At 67.0% G+C, this 16,209-nt stretch carries 16 protein-coding genes and 1 pseudogene; 9 read left to right on the top strand and 8 right to left on the bottom strand.

Features of this window, described 5'->3' with window-relative positions:
- A pseudogene (locus tag KQ910_RS26520) lies at positions 1-444 on the bottom strand (hypothetical protein); the annotation flags it as partial.
- Here KQ910_RS26520 and KQ910_RS26525 point away from each other — a divergent pair.
- Positions 443-703 (top strand): peptidoglycan-binding domain-containing protein, encoded by a 261-nt coding sequence (locus KQ910_RS26525; RefSeq protein WP_369408461.1) that lies wholly within the window; start codon positions 443-445, stop codon positions 701-703. The pseudogene KQ910_RS26520 and the gene KQ910_RS26525 sit on opposite strands and share 2 nt — an antisense overlap.
- On the opposite strand, the gene KQ910_RS26530 is transcribed toward KQ910_RS26525, so the two are convergent.
- From KQ910_RS26530 to KQ910_RS26540, 3 genes are read right to left on the bottom strand one after another with little or no spacing between them, the layout of a single operon-like run.
- On the bottom strand, positions 695-1,537 hold the full coding sequence (locus tag KQ910_RS26530) for a 4-(cytidine 5'-diphospho)-2-C-methyl-D-erythritol kinase (RefSeq protein ID WP_216967175.1): 843 nt from the start codon (positions 1,535-1,537) through the stop codon (positions 695-697). The genes KQ910_RS26525 and KQ910_RS26530 overlap by 9 nt on opposite strands.
- A 30-nt stretch (positions 1,538-1,567) precedes the next feature.
- Entirely contained in the window at positions 1,568-3,355 is a 1,788-nt protein-coding gene (locus KQ910_RS26535; RefSeq protein ID WP_216967178.1) for a tetratricopeptide repeat protein, read from the bottom strand.
- Positions 3,356-3,360: 5 nt separating this feature from the next.
- On the bottom strand, positions 3,361-5,016 hold the full coding sequence (locus KQ910_RS26540; protein ID WP_229601043.1) for an electron transfer flavoprotein-ubiquinone oxidoreductase: 1,656 nt from the start codon (positions 5,014-5,016) through the stop codon (positions 3,361-3,363).
- 117 nt (positions 5,017-5,133) lie between these two features.
- Between KQ910_RS26540 and KQ910_RS26545 the strand changes: the two genes are divergently transcribed.
- Complete coding sequence (locus tag KQ910_RS26545; RefSeq protein WP_216967181.1) at positions 5,134-6,162, top strand: homoserine O-acetyltransferase family protein; 1,029 nt, start codon at positions 5,134-5,136, stop codon at positions 6,160-6,162.
- Positions 6,162-7,010 carry a uracil-DNA glycosylase gene (locus tag KQ910_RS26550; RefSeq protein WP_216967184.1) on the top strand — a complete coding sequence of 283 codons (849 nt, stop codon included), beginning with the start codon at positions 6,162-6,164 and terminating at the stop codon, positions 7,008-7,010. The genes KQ910_RS26545 and KQ910_RS26550 overlap by 1 nt, the downstream gene beginning before the upstream one ends.
- A gap of 111 nt (positions 7,011-7,121) precedes the next feature.
- Here KQ910_RS26550 and KQ910_RS26555 read toward each other — a convergent pair whose 3' ends face one another.
- Genes KQ910_RS26555 through aceB form a run of 4 tightly spaced genes read right to left on the bottom strand, consistent with a single transcriptional unit; the run spans position 7,122 to position 11,700 of the window.
- Positions 7,122-7,541 carry a GNAT family N-acetyltransferase gene (locus KQ910_RS26555; RefSeq protein WP_216967187.1) on the bottom strand — a complete coding sequence of 140 codons (420 nt, stop codon included), beginning with the start codon at positions 7,539-7,541 and terminating at the stop codon, positions 7,122-7,124.
- Positions 7,542-7,558: 17 nt separating this feature from the next.
- Complete coding sequence (locus tag KQ910_RS26560; RefSeq protein ID WP_369408460.1) at positions 7,559-8,527, bottom strand: 2-dehydropantoate 2-reductase; 969 nt, start codon at positions 8,525-8,527, stop codon at positions 7,559-7,561.
- Positions 8,528-8,537: 10 nt separating this feature from the next.
- Positions 8,538-10,070 carry an acyl--CoA ligase gene (locus KQ910_RS26565; protein ID WP_216967190.1) on the bottom strand — a complete coding sequence of 511 codons (1,533 nt, stop codon included), beginning with the start codon at positions 10,068-10,070 and terminating at the stop codon, positions 8,538-8,540.
- A gap of 10 nt (positions 10,071-10,080) precedes the next feature.
- Positions 10,081-11,700 carry a malate synthase A gene (gene aceB, locus KQ910_RS26570; RefSeq protein ID WP_216967193.1) on the bottom strand — a complete coding sequence of 540 codons (1,620 nt, stop codon included), beginning with the start codon at positions 11,698-11,700 and terminating at the stop codon, positions 10,081-10,083.
- A gap of 89 nt (positions 11,701-11,789) precedes the next feature.
- Between aceB and KQ910_RS26575 the strand changes: the two genes are divergently transcribed.
- Genes KQ910_RS26575 through KQ910_RS26600 form a run of 6 tightly spaced genes read left to right on the top strand, consistent with a single transcriptional unit; the run spans position 11,790 to position 16,090 of the window.
- Positions 11,790-12,977 carry a urate hydroxylase PuuD gene (locus KQ910_RS26575; protein WP_216967196.1) on the top strand — a complete coding sequence of 396 codons (1,188 nt, stop codon included), beginning with the start codon at positions 11,790-11,792 and terminating at the stop codon, positions 12,975-12,977.
- Between the two features lie 4 nt (positions 12,978-12,981).
- On the top strand, positions 12,982-13,443 hold the full coding sequence (locus KQ910_RS26580) for a hypothetical protein (protein WP_216967199.1): 462 nt from the start codon (positions 12,982-12,984) through the stop codon (positions 13,441-13,443).
- Positions 13,440-13,823, top strand: a complete 384-nt coding sequence (locus KQ910_RS26585) for a hypothetical protein (RefSeq protein ID WP_216967202.1) — start codon at positions 13,440-13,442, stop codon at positions 13,821-13,823. The genes KQ910_RS26580 and KQ910_RS26585 overlap by 4 nt, the downstream gene beginning before the upstream one ends.
- Positions 13,824-13,831: 8 nt before the next feature.
- A complete protein-coding gene (locus KQ910_RS26590; RefSeq protein ID WP_216967206.1) occupies positions 13,832-14,599 on the top strand; it encodes a crotonase/enoyl-CoA hydratase family protein in 768 nt (255 codons plus the stop codon).
- Between the two features lie 30 nt (positions 14,600-14,629).
- Positions 14,630-15,652: an NADPH:quinone oxidoreductase family protein gene (locus KQ910_RS26595; RefSeq protein ID WP_216967209.1), complete on the top strand. Its 1,023-nt coding sequence runs from the start codon at positions 14,630-14,632 to the stop codon at positions 15,650-15,652.
- A 60-nt stretch (positions 15,653-15,712) separates the two neighbouring features.
- Positions 15,713-16,090 (top strand): hypothetical protein, encoded by a 378-nt coding sequence (locus KQ910_RS26600; protein WP_216967212.1) that lies wholly within the window; start codon positions 15,713-15,715, stop codon positions 16,088-16,090.
- Positions 16,091-16,209: the final 119 nt, after the last annotated feature.

Raw genomic sequence — 16,209 nt, forward strand, 5'->3', positions numbered from 1 at the left:
GCCGCCTCCGCCGAAGCCCATCAAGCTCGCTGCGACGGCGCCGCCGCCACCGCCACCGACTTCGGCTGACATCGCCAAGGCCACGCCGGCAGCGCCGCCTCCGCCGAAGCCCATCAAGCTCGCTGCGACGGCGCCGCCGCCACCGCCACCGACTTCGGCTGACATCGCCAAGGCCACGCCGGCAGCGCCGCCTCCGCCGAAGCCCATCAAGCTCGCCGCGACGGCGCCACCGCCACCGCCGCCTACGTCGGCCGACATCTCCAAAGCCACGCCAGCAGCGCCGCCTCCGCCGAAGCCCATCAAGCTCGCCGCGACGGCGCCACCGCCACCGCCGCCCACATCGGCCGATATCGCGAAGGCAAAACCGGCAGGACCACCGCCACCGAAGCCGATCCAGCTTGCTGCTGGCGCACCACCGCCTCCGCCGCCGACGTCGGCCGACATCAACAAAACGACGCCTCCGGATCCGAACGCATGGCCGGCGACGGCGGTCGAGCAGACGAAGAGCGTCCAGGCGCTGTTGCGCGAGTTCCGCTTCTACAAGCGCGCACCGGACGGCCACATGGGCCAGGGGACACGCGCAGCCATCCGCGAATACCAGCGCATCGCCGGCCTGCCGGTCACGGGTCAGCCCGACAAGGCACTGTTCGAATCGCTGAAGGAAATGCAGGAACTCACGAAGCCGAAGGCGGGCTCAAACTAGCCGGCCCGCGTGGCGCCACCAGGCGTCGGGAAGATGCGACGCGGCACGTTGCGCGGCGTCTGTCGATGCAAAGAGGCCAAAGCAGGTCGCACCACTACCGCTCATCGCAGCATGCGCAACGCCGTCAGTGCGCCGCAGACGGTCGAGCACGTCGGCCACTGCTGGCTGCAGGGAGATCGCCGCCGCCGTCAGGTCGTTGCCGCGGCGCGCGAGATCGGCGGCGAACGCCGCGAGGTCGGGCCAGCCCGATTCAATGGGAAGGCCCGGGGCAAAATCTCCGACGCGAGCGCGGAAGACGGCGGGCGTCGGCAACGCGACACCTGGATTGACCAGCAGGATTGCGCAGTCCGGCAACCGGGGTGCTGGGGCGAGGCGCTCGCCGATTCCCGTCGCCACGGCCGGCCGGCCAGCGAGACACATGGGAACATCGGCACCGAGCGACGCCGCGAGATCGAACAGCTCCTCCTCGGGCATGGCGATGCGCCACAGATCGACCAGCGCCCGGAGCGTCGCGGCAGCGTCGGCCGAGCCGCCGCCGAGGCCGGCCGCCACCGGAATGCGCTTCGTCAGGCGCAGGGCGGCCCTCGGCGCCACCCCAGCGCGACCGGCCAGCAGGCGCGCAGCCCTCAGAACGAGATTGTCGGCAACATCGTCGCCCTCGAGCGCCGCCGCCCCCGGCCCGACGATTTCCAGCGACAGATCAGACGCGGGCGCGACCTCGATCCCGTCGGCAAGATCCGTGAAGGCAACCAGCGAGTCGAGCAGGTGGAAGCCGTCGGCGCGGCGACCAACGACGTTCAGCCAGAGATTGACCTTGGCGCGGGCGAGCAGCACCCCCCGTGTCCTTCAATCAGCCGCCTTCGATCAGCCGCCCTGCTTGGTGTCGGCGGCCTTCTCGTAGACGGTCGGCTTGTCGTTCGAGGGATTAAGTCCGTTGGCGATCTTGTCCTCGATGATGGGCTGACGATCCTTGTCAGGCTTCTGGTGCAGCGCGCGTTCCCACTGGAAGCGGGCCTCGCGGCGGCGGCCGACATGCCAGTAGGCGTCGCCGAGATGATCGGTGATCGTCGAGTCGTCGCCCTTCTGCTCGGTCGCGCGCTCCAGCCACTCCACCGCCTTCTCGTACTGACCGAGCCGGTAATAGGCCCAGCCGACGCTGTCGGTGATCGCGCCGTCGTCGGGGCGAAGCTCGGTCGCACGCTCGAGCATCTTCATGCCTTCCTGGAGATGCAGGCCCTGGTCGATCCAGCTGTAGCCGAGATAGTTCAACACGTAGGGCTGCTCGGGCGAGAGTTCGAGCGCCTTCTTCATGTCGGCCTCGGCCTTCGGCCAGTTCTTCGTGCGCTCGAGCACGATGCCGCGCCCGAAATAGATCTGCCAGTGACGCTCGTCGGGCTTGCCCAGCCGAGAGATCGCGGTGTCGTAGGCGGCGACGGCCTCGGCGAACCGGTCCTTGCTGCGCAGCAGGTCGGCCAGCGTGAGCGCGGCGTCGATTCGGTCGGGCTTCTCGGCCACCAAGGTCCTGAGACGCGCCACGGCTTGGTCGAACTTGTCTTCCTGCGCGTCGAGCGCCGCCGTCCTGAGTCTGGCCTGCCAGTAGAGCGGCGAGGTCGGGCCGATCCTGCCCAGCGCGGCAACCGCCTTGGGGATCTGCTGGAACTGTTCGTAGAGGCCCGCGATCATGAGCCAGGCGAAATCCTGGTCGGGCTTCAGCGCGGTCGCGAGCTGGTAGAAGATCAGCGCGAGGTCCTGGCGCTGGTTGCGCGGATCGGAGGCCAGGATGCCGCCGATGTCGAACAGGATCTCAGCGATGCCGGACGCCGGCGTCGGCGGCTTGGGCATCGGCGCGTTGGCGCCCATGAGCCCGTCCATGACGACGGAATCGCTGTAGCGCGTGCCGTATGTCTTCAGGATCTCGCGCGCCTCGGCGTCCTTGCCCAGACGGCGCAGCCCCTCGGCGACGGAAATCGTGGTGCGCAGTCCGTTGCGGTCGAGCGAAATGGCACGCCGGTACTTGGCCTCGGCGGCGTCCTTGTCGCCAGCCATCTCGTCGATCTGCGCGGCGATCACCAGGGCGGGCGCTTCCGCCCTCTCGCCGCTCGCGGGCTTCAGCCGCGCCAGATACGACCGCGCGGCCGCGTAGTCCTTATCGCCGGCCTTCAGCCATGCCATCACATATTCGCGCAGAGCGCCCAGCTGGTTCTCCGAGCCGATGCGCGTGAGCTGCTGCTCAGCCGCTTTGTAGTTGCCCTTCTTGACGGCCTCGATCGCCATCACGAGGTTGGCGAAGCCGTCGCCTGGCCGCGTCGACAGAACCGCCGGCGCCAGTTCGGCCGCGGAATCGATCCGCCCGGCATACATGCGCAGGCGGAACACGGCGTAGATCAGCTCGGGATCGAGCGGCGTGAGCGCAAGCGCCTGATCCATCTGGTCGGCGGCGGCGTCGTAGTCGTGGTCCTGCTCCCCGACACGGGCAGCGAGATAGCGGCCCTGCAGCGAGATTGGCGCGAGACGCTGGCCGGGCTGGGCGACGGGAGGGCGGGCCGGCGGCTTGGCGCCGCCTTGTTGTGCCGGGCCCTGCTGGGCCTGGCCGGCGAGAGGAAGAGCGAACAGCAGCGCCGCCGAAAGCAGCGCGAGGGGAGTGCGGTTCATGCGTCTCACATGTTGGGGTAGTTGGGACCGCCGCCGCCTTCGGGCACGGTCCAGTCGATATTCTGCGCCGGATCCTTGATGTCGCACGTCTTGCAGTGAACGCAGTTCTGCGCGTTGATCTGGAAGCGCGGCTGGCCGTTGTCGGCCGTGACCACTTCATACACGCCGGCCGGGCAGTAGCGCTGCGCGGGCTCGGCGTAGAGCGGCAGGTTGACGGCGATCGGAATCGACGGATCGCGCAGCTTGAGGTGAACCGGCTGGTCCTCCTCGTGGTTGGTGTTCGACAGGAACACCGAGGACAGCTTGTCGAAGGAGATCACGCCGTCGGGCTTGGGATACTGGATCGGCTGGAACTCGCTGGCCGGCCGCAGCGTCTCATGGTCGGCCTTGTGATGGCGCAGCGTCCACGGCACGCGGATGCCGAGGTCGTGCAGCCACATGTCCATGCCGCCGTAGAGCGTACCGAGCGTCGTGCCCCACTTCAGCGCGGGCTTGACGTTGCGCACCTTGTCGAGGTCCTTCCAGATCCACGATGCCTTGAGCTTCACCGGATAGGCGATCAGCTCGTCGCCGCCGGTCTTGCCGCCGGCCAGCGCCTCGAACGCCGCCTCGGCGGCGAGCATGCCGCTCTTGACCGCATTGTGGCTGCCCTTGATGCGCGGCACGTTCACGAAGCCGGCCGAGCAGCCGATCAGCGCGCCGCCCGGGAAGGTGAGCTTGGGCACCGACTGGATGCCACCCTCGTTGATGGCGCGAGAGCCGTAGACCAGCCGCTTACCGCCCTTGAGATACTTGGCGACGTCGGGATGGGTCTTGAAGCGCTGGAATTCGTCGAACGGCGAGAGATAGGGGTTCTCGTAGCTGAGATGCACCACGAGGCCGATGGCGACCAGGTTGTCGCCGAAATGATACATGAACGAACCGCCCGAGCTGTTCGTCTCCGAGAGCGGCCAGCCCTGCGAGTGGACGACCAGGCCCTTGCGGAAGTTGGCGGGATCGACCTGCCACAGTTCCTTGATGCCGATGCCGAACTTCTGCGGATCGACTCCGTCGCGCAGGTCGAACTTGGCCATCAGCTGCTTGGCGAGCGAACCGCGCACGCCCTCGCCGATCAGCGTGTACTTGGCATGCAGCTCCATGCCCGGCGTGTAGCTGTCCTTGTGCGTGCCGTCCTTGGCGATGCCCATGTCGCCGGTGGCGACGCCCTTCACCGAGCCGTCCTCGTTGTAGAGGACCTCGGCGGCGGCGAAGCCCGGATAGATCTCGACGCCCAGAGCCTCGGCCTGCTGGCCAAGCCAGCGGCAGACCTCGCCCAGGCTGACGATGTAATTGCCGTGGTTGTTCATCAGCCGCGGCAGCAGGAAGTTGGGGAAGCGGTAGGAGCCGCCCTTGGTCAGGAACAGGAACTGGTCGTCGGTGACCTGGGTTTCGAGCGGCGCGCCCTTTTCCTTCCAGTCCGGAATGAGCTCGTTGAGGCCGATCGGATCGACCACGGCGCCCGAGAGGATGTGGGCGCCCAGTTCCGAGCCCTTTTCGAGCACGCAGACGGACACTTCGTGGTTGCGCTCGGCGGCGAGCTGCTTCAGGCGGATCGCCGCCGACAGTCCGGCCGGACCGCCGCCCACGATTACCACGTCGTATTCCATCGCCTCGCGCGTCATGCTGTGTCGCCCTGCAATTCCAATTTCCCGATGGACGCGCGCCTGTCCGACGGCAATCCTCTGATTTAGATAGCGTGTCGGGGGCGGGATCGCCACCCGCTGAAAAGGGGATTTCCTGTGCCTGAGTTGAACGAAATCGAGAGCAAGATCTTCTCTGCACGGGATTTCAGGCTGGAAAGTGGCAAGATCCTTCCCGTCCTCGAACTGGCCTACGAAACCTACGGCGCCCTGTCGCCGGCCGGGGACAACGCGATCCTGGTCGTGCACGGCTACACCTCGTCCCATCACGCTGCAGGCAAGAATGCACCCGGCAAGCAGGGCCGAGGCGTCCCGGAGGGAAGTGCCGGCTGGTTCGATGGGCTGATCGGTCCGGGCAAGGCCATCGACACCGACCGCCATTTCGTCGTGTCGGTGAACGCGCTGGGTTCGGCGCACGGCAGTTCCGGCCCCAACAGCACCGATCCCGCGACCGGCAAGCCCTACGGCCCGACGTTCCCGGAGGTCACGCTGCGCGACATGGTGGCCAGCCAGAAGCTGCTGGTCGATTCGCTCGGCCTCAAGAGCCTGGTCGCCGTGGTCGGTCCCTCGATGGGCGGCTTCCAGTCGTTCCAGTGGGCGGCGTCCTATCCCGGCTTCATGAAGGGCATTGCCGCGTCGGTGACCGCGCCACGCGCGCCCGGACGCCTGGGCGGCCTCGAGGCGCTGCAGAAGCGTCTCGCCAGCGACCCGAACTGGAACGGCGGCTGGTACTACGAGAATGGCGGCATCCCCGGTACGCTCGAACAGATCCGTTATGAGACGCTGCTGAACTACGGCCAGGGCGAAGCCGAGGCCAAGGTGGCCGCCAAGAGCTGGGCGAAGATCTACGACGGCCATTCGCTGGTCACCCTGCGGCGCGCGATCGACGGCTTCGACATCACGAAGCAATACGAGCAACTGAAGAAGACCAAGGTCCTCTACGTCATCTCGAAGACCGACAAGCTGTTCGACCTCACCGACTGTGCCGCCCATGCGCTCGACATGCGCAAGGCTGGAGTCGACCTGACCTATGTCGAGATGCCGTCGGACAAGGGCCACATGGCGAGCCATGCCGACGCGGCGATGTGGGCGCCGATCCTGGCCGCCTTCCTCAAGCAACTGACCTGATGGAAGCGGCGCTCAGCCCGCACGACGCCGCCGCGCTGCTGCGCTGGTACGTCGATCACGGACTCGACGAGACGATCGGCGAGGAGGCGATCGACCGCTTCGCGCTGCCGGCGCCAGTGGCCATCGTCGCCACGCCTGCCCCCCCGACGGTCCCGTCCTCCGCCGCGCCGACGCCGATCCGGCCGCCCCTCGCCGCGCCGGCCGTGCGCGCGCCCGTGCCACTCGAATCGCCGCAGCTCGCGCTCGACGCCCGCGAAGCCGCCGCGCGCGCCACCACCATCGTCGAACTGGAAGAAGCCGTGCGCGCCTTCGAGGGCTGCGCCCTGAAGCGCACCGCCAAGAACACGGTGTTCGCCGACGGCGTCGCCGGCGCGCCGGTGATGATCGTCGGCGAAGCGCCGGGCGCCGACGAGGATCGCCTCGGCAAACCGTTCGTCGGCGTGAGCGGTCAGCTCATGGATCGCATGTTCTCGGCCATTGGCATGAGCCGCGAGCGCGACCTCTACATCACCAACATCCTGTTCTGGCGCCCGCCCGGCAACCGGACACCCACTTTGTCCGAACAGGCAATCTGCCTTGCCTTCACGCGCCGCCACATTGAACTCGCCAAGCCGAAGGTCGTGGTGCTCGCGGGGGGCACCGCCGTGAAGGCCGTGCTGAACACGACCGAAGGCATCACCCGCCTGCGCGGCAAGTGGTCGACGCTCACGCTCGACGACGGCAGTGAAGTGCCGGTGCTGCCGACGTTCCACCCTGCCTTTCTCCTGCGCACCCCCGCCAGCAAACGCCAGAGCTGGGTGGACCTGCTGTCGGTCGACAAGCGGCTGAAGGAACTCGGCGTGCGTTGAGGCGAGCCGATCTCCCACTCTTGTCATCCTGAGCGAAGCGAAGGCTCTAACGCCTGCTCCGCAGTACTCTGACCGTACCGTCAGGTCCTTCGCTGCGCTCAGGACGACAGGTCAGAGCTTCTTTCTCAGGAAGAACTTCTGATGCCCCGGCGGGAAGTCGTCGAGGGTTGCGAAGAGTTCGTACCCTCGTTTCTCGTAGAAGGGCCGAGCCTGCCAGGTGTGGGTGTCGAGATAGGCGGAGTGGCAGCCGCGCGTGCGGGCATAGTCCTCGGCCGCGTCCAGCAGGCGCGTCGCATGACCCTGCCCGCGCAGCGCCTCGTCGACCCAGAGGATCGACACGAACAGCCAGTCAGACCAGACATACCCCAGCAGGCCGCCCAGCGTTTCGCCTTTCTCCCCTTTCAGGAAGATGTAGCAGGGATAGTAGTCGGACCTCCCCGTGCGGCTCGAATTGAACATCGAGAGCCGATCCCGGACATAGTCGGCCGCGCGCGCATTGTCCGGCTCGAAGACGAGTTCGACCTTTTCCATGTCAGCGCCCAATCACCTCAGCGCATTGCCGCGCGCTGGCGTACGAGGGCCAGCACGCTGCGGCCGATCGGCATGTCGACGCCGACCCATTCCGACATCTCGACCACCGCGCCGAGCAGCGCTTCGATCTCGAGCGGACGGCCGCGTTCGAGGTCTTGCAACATCGAGGTCTTGTGCGCGCCGACCTCGGCGCCGCCGGCGATGCGCTTGTCGACATTTATGGCGAACTTCACGCCGAGCTTCTCGGCGACGGCCTGGCCCTCGACCATCAGCGCACGGCACACCGCATGCGTGCCGGGATCGCCGATCACCTTGTCGAGCGTCGCACCGGTCAGCGCACTGATCGGATTGAAGGCCATATTGCCCCAGAGCTTGACCCACAGCTCGTCGCGGATGCGCGGCCGCACCGGCGCCTTGAGGCCGGCCTTGATCAGCAGTTCGGAAAACTTCGACGCGCGTTCGCTGCGGCTGCCGTCCGGCTCGCCCAGCGTGAAGCGGTCGCCGTAGGTGTGGTGGATGACGCCCGGTTCGACGACGTCGGCCGCTGGATAGACGATGCTGCCCAGCACCTGCGACGGCGGCAGGCCCGCGGTCAGCCCGCCCTCGGGATCGACCGACTGGATGATCCGGCCGTCGAAGTCCCCGCCGAGCTTGTAGGTGTACCACCACGGCACGCCGTTGATCGCCGCGACGATGGTCGTGTCCGGCCCGATCAGAGGCTTGAGCTGCGCCATCGCGGGCAACAGCGAATGCGCCTTCAGGGTCAGCACCAGATAGTCCTGCGGGCCGATCTCCTTCGGATCGGAGGCGACGCGTGGTTCCGTCACCGTCTCCTTGCCGTCGCTGAGCAGCACGAGGCCCCTGGAGCGAAGCGCGTCACCATGAGGGCCGCGCGCCACGACGGTGACGGGCGTACCGGCCATTTCGAGCTTGGCGGCCATCAGGCCGCCGATCGCACCGGCGCCGAAAACGCAGATCGAGGTCACGGGATCGTCCTCAGGCCTTGGCTTCGCCGAGGCCGAGCTTGGCGGCGAGGCCGATGCGCTGCAGCTTGCCCGTCGCGCCCTTGGGAATCTCGGTCACAAACACGACCTTGCGCGGCACCTTGAAGTCGGCGGCATGCCTGGCCACGAAGTCGCGCAGCTCGCGCTCGGTCGCCTCGAGCCCCTGGCGCAGGACGACGACCGCGCCGACATCCTCGCCCAGCATGGGGTGGGGAATGGCGAAGGTCACGCACTGCTCGACCGCCGGGTGATCCATCAGGATCGTGTCGACCTCGATCGGGCTGATCTTCTCGCCGCCCCGGTTGATGATCTCCTTGAGGCGGCCGGTCAGGAACAGGTAGCCGTCCTCGTCGAAGCGGCCCTGGTCGCCGGTGCGGAACCAGCCCTCGGCGAAGGCCTTGAGGTTGGCGTCGGGGTTGTTGTCGTAACCCGCCGTCACGTTCGGACCCTGGATCACGACCTCGCCGATCGTGCCCTGCGGCAGGAAGTGGCCCGCCTCGTCCATGATGGCGATCTTCGGACCGGCCGGCAGACCGACGGCGCCCGGCTTGCGCTTGCCCGGCGGCAGTGCGTTGGACGCCATCTGATGGCTGGCCTCGGTCATGCCGTAGGCCTCGATCACCGGGCAGTCGAACGCAGCTTCGAGTTCGAGCATGACCTGCGGCGGCAGCGAGGCCGACGAGGAGCGGATGAAGCGCAGCTTGGCGGCCTTGGCGGCGTCGGCATGGCTGCGTAGGCGCGTCAGGATCGCCTGGTGCATGGTCGGCACGGCCGTGTACCAGGTTGGCTTCACTTCCTCGAGCTGGGCGAAGAACCGCAGCGCGTTGAAGCCCGGCGTGCACGATACCGCCGCACCCGCGCCGATCGACGAGAGCGTCGCGGCGATCAGCCCGTGGATGTGGAACAGCGGCATGATGTTCATGCAACGGTCGGCCGGCGTCAGCGCCAGCGACTCAGCGATGTGACGCGCCGAGGCCGCGAGGTTGGCCGTCGAGAGCGGCACGATCTTGGGCCGCGCGGTCGTGCCCGAGGTGTGCAGGACCAGCGCGATCTCGCCATCCACCGAAATGCCAGGGCTCGCAGCCTTCGCCGGCTTCAGCGCCGACACGTCCAGCGTGAAGCTGCCGGCCGGGCCGTCTTCGGCCGGGATCAGCTCGATGATCGGCACGCCGACCTTCTCGGCCATCGCGCGCACCGGGCTGTCCATGCCCTTCTGCACGATCACGGCCTTGGGCTTCAGGTCGTCGAGATAGAACTCGAACTCGTCGGCGCGATAGGCCGGGTTGAGCGGCGCAGAGCTGGTGCCCGAGGCGACGGCGATGAATGAGGACGCCATCTCCGGACCGTTGGGCGCGACCATGGCGACGCGATCGCCACGGCCGATGCCGACGCCGTTCAGCGTCGCCAGCGTGTCGTCCGTGAGCTTCTTCAGGCCGGCATAGGTGAGCCAGGGACGGCCCGGCGCGCCGATGGCCGGCGCGTCGGGTTTGCCCGCGGACGTGACGTCGTAAACAGTCTTGATCATCGCGATGTCCTTACGCAGCCGCCTTCTCGTCGGCGATGATGCGGTCGTAGGCCGGCAGGGTCAGGAACTCGTAGAACTGCGGCTGCTCGACCAGATCGATCATGAGCTGGGCGGCGTCCTCGTAGCGGCCTTTGCCGTAGGCCTCTTCGCCGATCTGCGCCTTCACCTTGTCGTTCTCCTCGCGCACGATCTGGCGCACGAGGTCCTTGGTGATGGTGCGGCCGTCGTCGAGCTTCTGGTTGTGGCGCACCCACTGCCAGACCTGCGCGCGGCTGATCTCGGCGGTGGCGGCATCTTCCATCAGGTTGAACAGCGGCACGCAGCCGATACCGCGCAGCCAGGCTTCGACATAGCCGATGCCGACCGCCACGTTCTGGCGCAGGCCGGCCTCGGTCTTCGGGCCGGTCGGCATGGTGATCAGGTCGGCCGGCGTCACGTGCACGTCCTGGCGCTTGCGGGCGATCTGGTTCGGCTCCTTCATCACCGCGTCGAACTCGGCCTTGGCGATCGGAACGAGACCGGGATGGGCGACCCAGGTGCCGTCATGGCCGTCGCCGGCCTCGCGCTTCTTGTCGGCATGGACGCGGCCCATCGCCTCGTCGTTGGCCTTCGGGTCGTTCTTGATCGGAATCTGCGCCGCCATGCCGCCCATCGCGTGCACTTCGCGGCGATGGCAGGTCTTGATCACGAGCTGGCTGTAGGAGCGCAGGAAGTGCGAGGTCATGCCGACCGTGCCGCGATCGGGCAACACCGCCCACTCCTGCTCGCGGAACTTCTTGATGAAGGAGAAGATGTAGTCCCAGCGGCCGCAGTTGAGGCCGGCCGAATGATCTTTCAGCTCCCACAGGATCTCGTCCATCTCGAAGGTGGCGAGGATGGTCTCGATCAACACCGTGGCCTTGATCGACTTCTGCGGCACGCCGAGCGCGTCCTGCGCGGCGACGAACACGTCGTTCCACAGGCGCGCCTCGAGATGGCTCTCCATCTTGGGCAGGTAGAAATACGGCCCGGTGCCGCGCGACAGCGCTTCCTTGGCGTTATGGAAGAAGTAGAGGCCGAAATCGAACAGCGAGCCGGACATCGGCTTGCCGTCGACCATCATGTGCTTCTCCAGCAGATGCCAGCCGCGCGGGCGCACGAACAGCACCGCCGTCTTTTCGTTCAGCTTGTAGGCCTTGCCGCTGTTGGGATCGACGTAGTCGATCTGGCGGCGCACCGCGTCGGCCAGGTTGAACTGGCCCTCGATCATGTTCGACCAGGTCGGCGTCGAGGCATCCTCGAAGTCGGCCATGAAGACATTGGCGCCGCAGTTGAGCGCGTTGATGATCATCTTGCGGTCGACCGGGCCGGTGATCTCGACGCGACGGTCGAGGATGTCCTTGGGCAGCGGCGCGACCGTCCAGTCACTCTCACGGATTTTCGCGGTTTCCGGGAGGAAATCCGGCTTTTCGCCTGCATCGAGGCGCTTCTGGCGCTCGACGCGGAGCGCCAGCAGTTCCTCGCGGCGGGCATTGAACTTGCGCTGGAGGTCGGCGACGAAGGCGACTGCCTCTTTGGTGAGCACTTTTTCGAAACCGGGCTTGATGGCGCCGTCAATCGTGACGCCCGCCGGAAGGTCCAAAGCCGCCATAGTCGTTCCCCTCAAAAATCGTTCGGATTTCAGTCGAAACGGCGATTTACCGCCTTGAGGCCATGCCCGGCAAGGCGCTACGAGGGCTGATGGACGCCGCTTTCGTCGTGGACTGGCTGAATCTGCTGCTGCGCTGGGCTCACATGATCGTGGGCATCGCGTGGATCGGCGCTTCTTTCTACTTCATCTGGCTGGACAACCACCTGCACAAGCCGCTCGACCCGGCCGATTCGGCCAAGGGGATCGGCGGCGAGGTCTGGGCGGTTCATGGCGGCGGCTTCTATACCGCCAAGAAATTCACCGTGGCGCCGGAACGACTGCCCCCCGAACTGCACTGGTTCAAGTGGGAAGCCTATACGACCCTGGTCACCGGCTTCTTCCTGCTCTGCCTCGTCTACTATTACGGGGCGGAGGTCGCGCTGATCGATCCCGCGGTTTTGCCGCTGACGCAGCCGCAGGCCATCGCGATCGGCCTGGGCTTCCTGGTCGTGGGCTGGCTCGTCTACGACTGGCTGTGCCGCTCGACCCTGGGCCAGGACGACGTCGTGCTGGGCGGGCTCATCTTCCTCTATTGCGTGGTCGCGGCCTGGGCGCTCTGCCACATCTTCTCCGGCCGCGGCGCCTATATCCATTTCGGCGCCATGCTCGGCACCATCATGGTGCTGAACGTCTACTTCGTGATCATTCCGGGCCAGCGCGAACTGGTGAAGGCCAAGGAGGAAGGCCGCATCCCCGACCCGATCCACGGGCTCAGGGGCCGCCAGCGCTCGGTCCACAACACCTATTTCACGCTCCCGGTGCTGTTCACGATGATCAGCAACCACTATGCAGGCCTCTACGGCCACGAGTGGAACTGGGTGCTGCTGATCACGATCTCGATCGCGGGCGCCCTGATCCGCGTCTGGTTCGTGCAGCGCCACAAGGGCAACGCCAACCCGCTGGTCCTCGCGGCAGGCTTCGTGTTCATCGCCTTCACGGCCTTTCTCGCACTCCCGCGTCCCAGCGCCGACGGCGGCGGCCCGGTCGCCTTCGCCGAGGTGCAGCCCATCATCCAGGCACGCTGCACGCCCTGCCATGCCGCCAAGCCGACGCAGGAAGGCTTTCTGGCGCCGCCCAAAGGCCTGTTGCTCGAGACTCCCTCTCAAATCCACGCGATGGCTGCGGCAATCAACCAGCAGGCCGCCGCCTCGCGCGTCATGCCGCCCGGGAACATGACGAACATCACCGATGCCGAGCGCCGCATGATTGCGCGCTGGTTCAAAGGCGGCGCACAATAGGGGCATGAACCTCCGCACCCGCGGCTTGCCGTGGCGCCGTCTCCTGACGGCGGCGCTGGCGGCGGTCGCGATCTTCCTTTTCTGGACCCAGACCTCCGAACGCGGCCAGCGCGAAGCCGCGCGCGGCACGACGATCTCCGCCGAGGCGCGCGAGGCCGGCCAGGGCTGGGGCGCGGCTGTCGGCTTCGCCGACCAGCGCCGCCTCGACGAGCATTATCAGAAGCACGGTGCCGAGTTCGGCCGCATCACCAAGCAGGACTATCTTCGCCAGGCACAACTCCTGCGGGACGCCAAAGCCGGCGGTCCGATCCTCGAGACGGTGAGGCGCGACGGCGTGGTGACGCGCTTCGACCGCGACACCGGCGCCTTCATCGCCTTCAATGCCAACGGCGTCATACGCACATTTTTCAAACCCAACGACGGCGAGCGCTACTTCCGCCGGCAATCCGAAAGAAGGAACGATTGAACCCGCCATCACCACCGCCCGGCCCGCCCAACGTGGCCGACCTGCAGGAACTGATCGACCAGTGGGCGACTTTCGCCGGCGATCTGGGGCGGGAGGCCTACACGTTCGACCTCGACAACTGGTTGAACGACGTCGATGTGCGCGAGCTGATCCTTGAGGCGCTGCCGATGTTCAGCCGCGAGGAGATGGGCGACCATGCGCTGAAGCTCGACGCGGCGGACCAGGCCTTCAGGGCGGCCACCCGTGAATTCAAGCGCTGCGTCTGGGGCAGCGGCACCGCCCGCAAGGAGAAATGGACCGCGCAGATTAACTGGTGGTACTTCCGCACACCGGCCCGCTCGAACGACCAGCTTGAAGACGAGCTCGCGACGGTTCGCTAAGACGAAGCATGAGCACGCCGAGAATCTTGGTCGAGGCCCAGGGGCCGGTGACCACCATCACCATTAACCGGCCGCAGGCCCGGAACGCCCTCGACAACGAGGCCGCGCACGGGCTGGCCGATGCGTTGCGCGCCTTCGAGGCCGATCCCGAGGCGCGCGTCGCCGTGCTGACCGGTGCCGGCGGCGCCTTCTGCGCGGGCGCCGACCTGAAGGAGCTGGGTTCGGGCACGGATTACTTTCCGTGGGCCGGCAGTGACGAGGGTCCGCTGCGCGCGCCGCTGTCCAAGCCGGTGATCGCCGCGATCGAGGGCCATGCCTGCGCCGGCGGCCTCGGCGTGGCGCTGTTCTGCGACATCCGTATCGTCGACGACACGGCGACCTTCGGCGTCTTCTCGCGGCGCTGGGGCGTGCCCATGAGCGACGGCACGACGGTGCGCCTGCCGCGCATCGTGGGCCAGGGCCGCGCCATGGACATGCTGCTCACGGGGCGCGCCGTCGGCGCCGACGAGGCCATCGCGATCGGGCTTGCCACGCGCAAGGTGGCGCGCGGCACGACGCGCGCCGAGGCCGAGACGCTGGCACGCCAGATCGCGGGCTTCCCGCCGATCGCCATGACGTCGGATCGCAGGTCGACCTACGAGGCCTTCGACCGCGACGAGGCCGCAGCCATCCGGCGCGAGATGGAACTGTCGCTCGACGCACGGCGACGGGAATCTCAGGGCGGCGCCGCACGCTTCGCCAGCGGCGAAGGCCGGCACGGCCAGTTCAAGAAGTAGAATTCAGGAAAGACTTTGAGAGGTACGAAAATGCGGGCGCTGGTTTGTCATGCCTATGGTCCGGTCGACAGCCTGAAGGTCGAGGACATCCCGCAGCCCGTGCCGAAGGCCGGCGAAGTGCTGGTGAAGGTGCGCGCCGCGGGCGTGAGCTTCGCCGCCATGCTGGGCATTCAGGGCAAGCACCAGAACAAGCCCGCCCTGCCCTATGTGCCGGGCAACGAACTGGCCGGCCATGTCGTGGCGCTGGGCGAAGGCGTGACCAACGTGGCGGTCGGCGACCGCGTCGCCACCGGCGTCAGCCAGGGCGCGTTCGCCGAATATGCGACGGCGGCGGCCGCTAACCTCGTCCACATTCCCGAGATCATGCCCTACGCCGAGGCCACCAACTTCCCGACCCTCTATCCGACCGCCTACGGCGCGCTGAAGTGGAAGGCCGACATGCAGCCCGGCGAAGTGCTGCTGGTACACGGGGCGGGCGGCGGCTCGGGCCTGACGGCCATCGAGGTCGGCAAGGCGATGGGCGCGGTGGTGATCGCCAGCGCCGGCGGCGCCGACAAGCTCAAGGCCGCGCAGGAAGCCGGCGCCGATCACCTGATCGACTATCGCTCGGAGGATCTGCGTACCAGGGTGCTGGAAATCACCGGCGGACGCGGCGCGGACGTGATCTATGATCCGGTCGGCGGCTCGGCTTTCGATGCCTCGCTGCGCTGCGTGGCGCCCGAGGGCCGCATCATTCCGATGGGCTTCGCCAGCGGCACCGTCCCGCAGATTCCGGCCAATATCCTGCTCGTCAAGAATGTGACGGTGATCGGCTTCTACTACGGCTACTGGAACGGCTGGGGCGGCAAGACTGCCCCGTCGCCCCGGGAAGCGGCTTCCCTTGCCCAACGCCGCGCCATGGTGGCCGATGCACAGAGGGTGCTCACGGGCTGGTTCACCGAAGGCAAGCTGAAGGCCACGGTCGCGGCTACCTACGACCTGGCGGATTGGATGAAGGGATTCCGGCTGATCGAGGAGCGCACGGTCGTCGGCAAGGCCGTCCTCGTCCCCTGACGCAACCCTGAGTTACGGCAACTTGTCGGCGCGGAGGATATTCCGGCATAGTCTTCTCGCATGCCGGTACAGTGGACAATCTCCCATCCGCATCGACTCGTGATTGCCGTCGCGCGCGACGAGCTGCGCCTCGAGGACGTCGAGAACTATCTCGACGGCTTGGCCGTCGTGGACGCCCTGCCCTACCGCAAGATATTCGATACGACGCACGCCCGGATGATGCTGAGCGACGCCGACGTGATGGCACTCGGCGCCCGCATCCGTGCCTACATGAAGATCGCAACGCTCGGCCCCCTCGCCATCGTCGCCGTGACCGACCGCGCCTACCAGCAGGTCCGCCTGTTCGAGACGCTGGCGGAAGGCAACCGCCCGATCAGGATCTTCCGCGAGCTTCACCTCGCGCGCGAGTGGCTCGACAGTTTCGGGGAAGCGGTCTAGAGCGTTTCATTTCTTGAGGGAATCGGAGGGGATTCCCGATCTGTGCGGAATGTGATTCAAGATGCTGGCTGGGTAGGAGGCCAGTATCGATGCGTCCTCTCTCGAATGACCTGCGTGAG

Origin of the sequence: Reyranella humidisoli (genome assembly GCF_019039055.1) — a bacterium.
Taxonomy (GTDB): Bacteria; Pseudomonadota; Alphaproteobacteria; order Reyranellales; family Reyranellaceae; genus Reyranella; species Reyranella humidisoli.

Coding starts and splice junctions, on each gene's coding strand:
- KQ910_RS26540 (WP_229601043.1), bottom strand. CDS start 5,016: ATGACGCGCGAGGCGATGGAATACGACGTGGTAATCGTGGGCGGCGGT.
- KQ910_RS26565 (WP_216967190.1), bottom strand. CDS start 10,070: ATGATCAAGACTGTTTACGACGTCACGTCCGCGGGCAAACCCGACGCG.
- KQ910_RS26535 (WP_216967178.1), bottom strand. CDS start 3,355: ATGAACCGCACTCCCCTCGCGCTGCTTTCGGCGGCGCTGCTGTTCGCT.
- KQ910_RS26575 (WP_216967196.1), top strand. CDS start 11,790: ATGGACGCCGCTTTCGTCGTGGACTGGCTGAATCTGCTGCTGCGCTGG.
- KQ910_RS26595 (WP_216967209.1), top strand. CDS start 14,630: ATGCGGGCGCTGGTTTGTCATGCCTATGGTCCGGTCGACAGCCTGAAG.
- KQ910_RS26600 (WP_216967212.1), top strand. CDS start 15,713: ATGCCGGTACAGTGGACAATCTCCCATCCGCATCGACTCGTGATTGCC.
- KQ910_RS26550 (WP_216967184.1), top strand. CDS start 6,162: ATGGAAGCGGCGCTCAGCCCGCACGACGCCGCCGCGCTGCTGCGCTGG.
- KQ910_RS26555 (WP_216967187.1), bottom strand. CDS start 7,541: ATGGAAAAGGTCGAACTCGTCTTCGAGCCGGACAATGCGCGCGCGGCC.
- KQ910_RS26590 (WP_216967206.1), top strand. CDS start 13,832: ATGAGCACGCCGAGAATCTTGGTCGAGGCCCAGGGGCCGGTGACCACC.
- aceB (WP_216967193.1), bottom strand. CDS start 11,700: ATGGCGGCTTTGGACCTTCCGGCGGGCGTCACGATTGACGGCGCCATC.
- KQ910_RS26580 (WP_216967199.1), top strand. CDS start 12,982: ATGAACCTCCGCACCCGCGGCTTGCCGTGGCGCCGTCTCCTGACGGCG.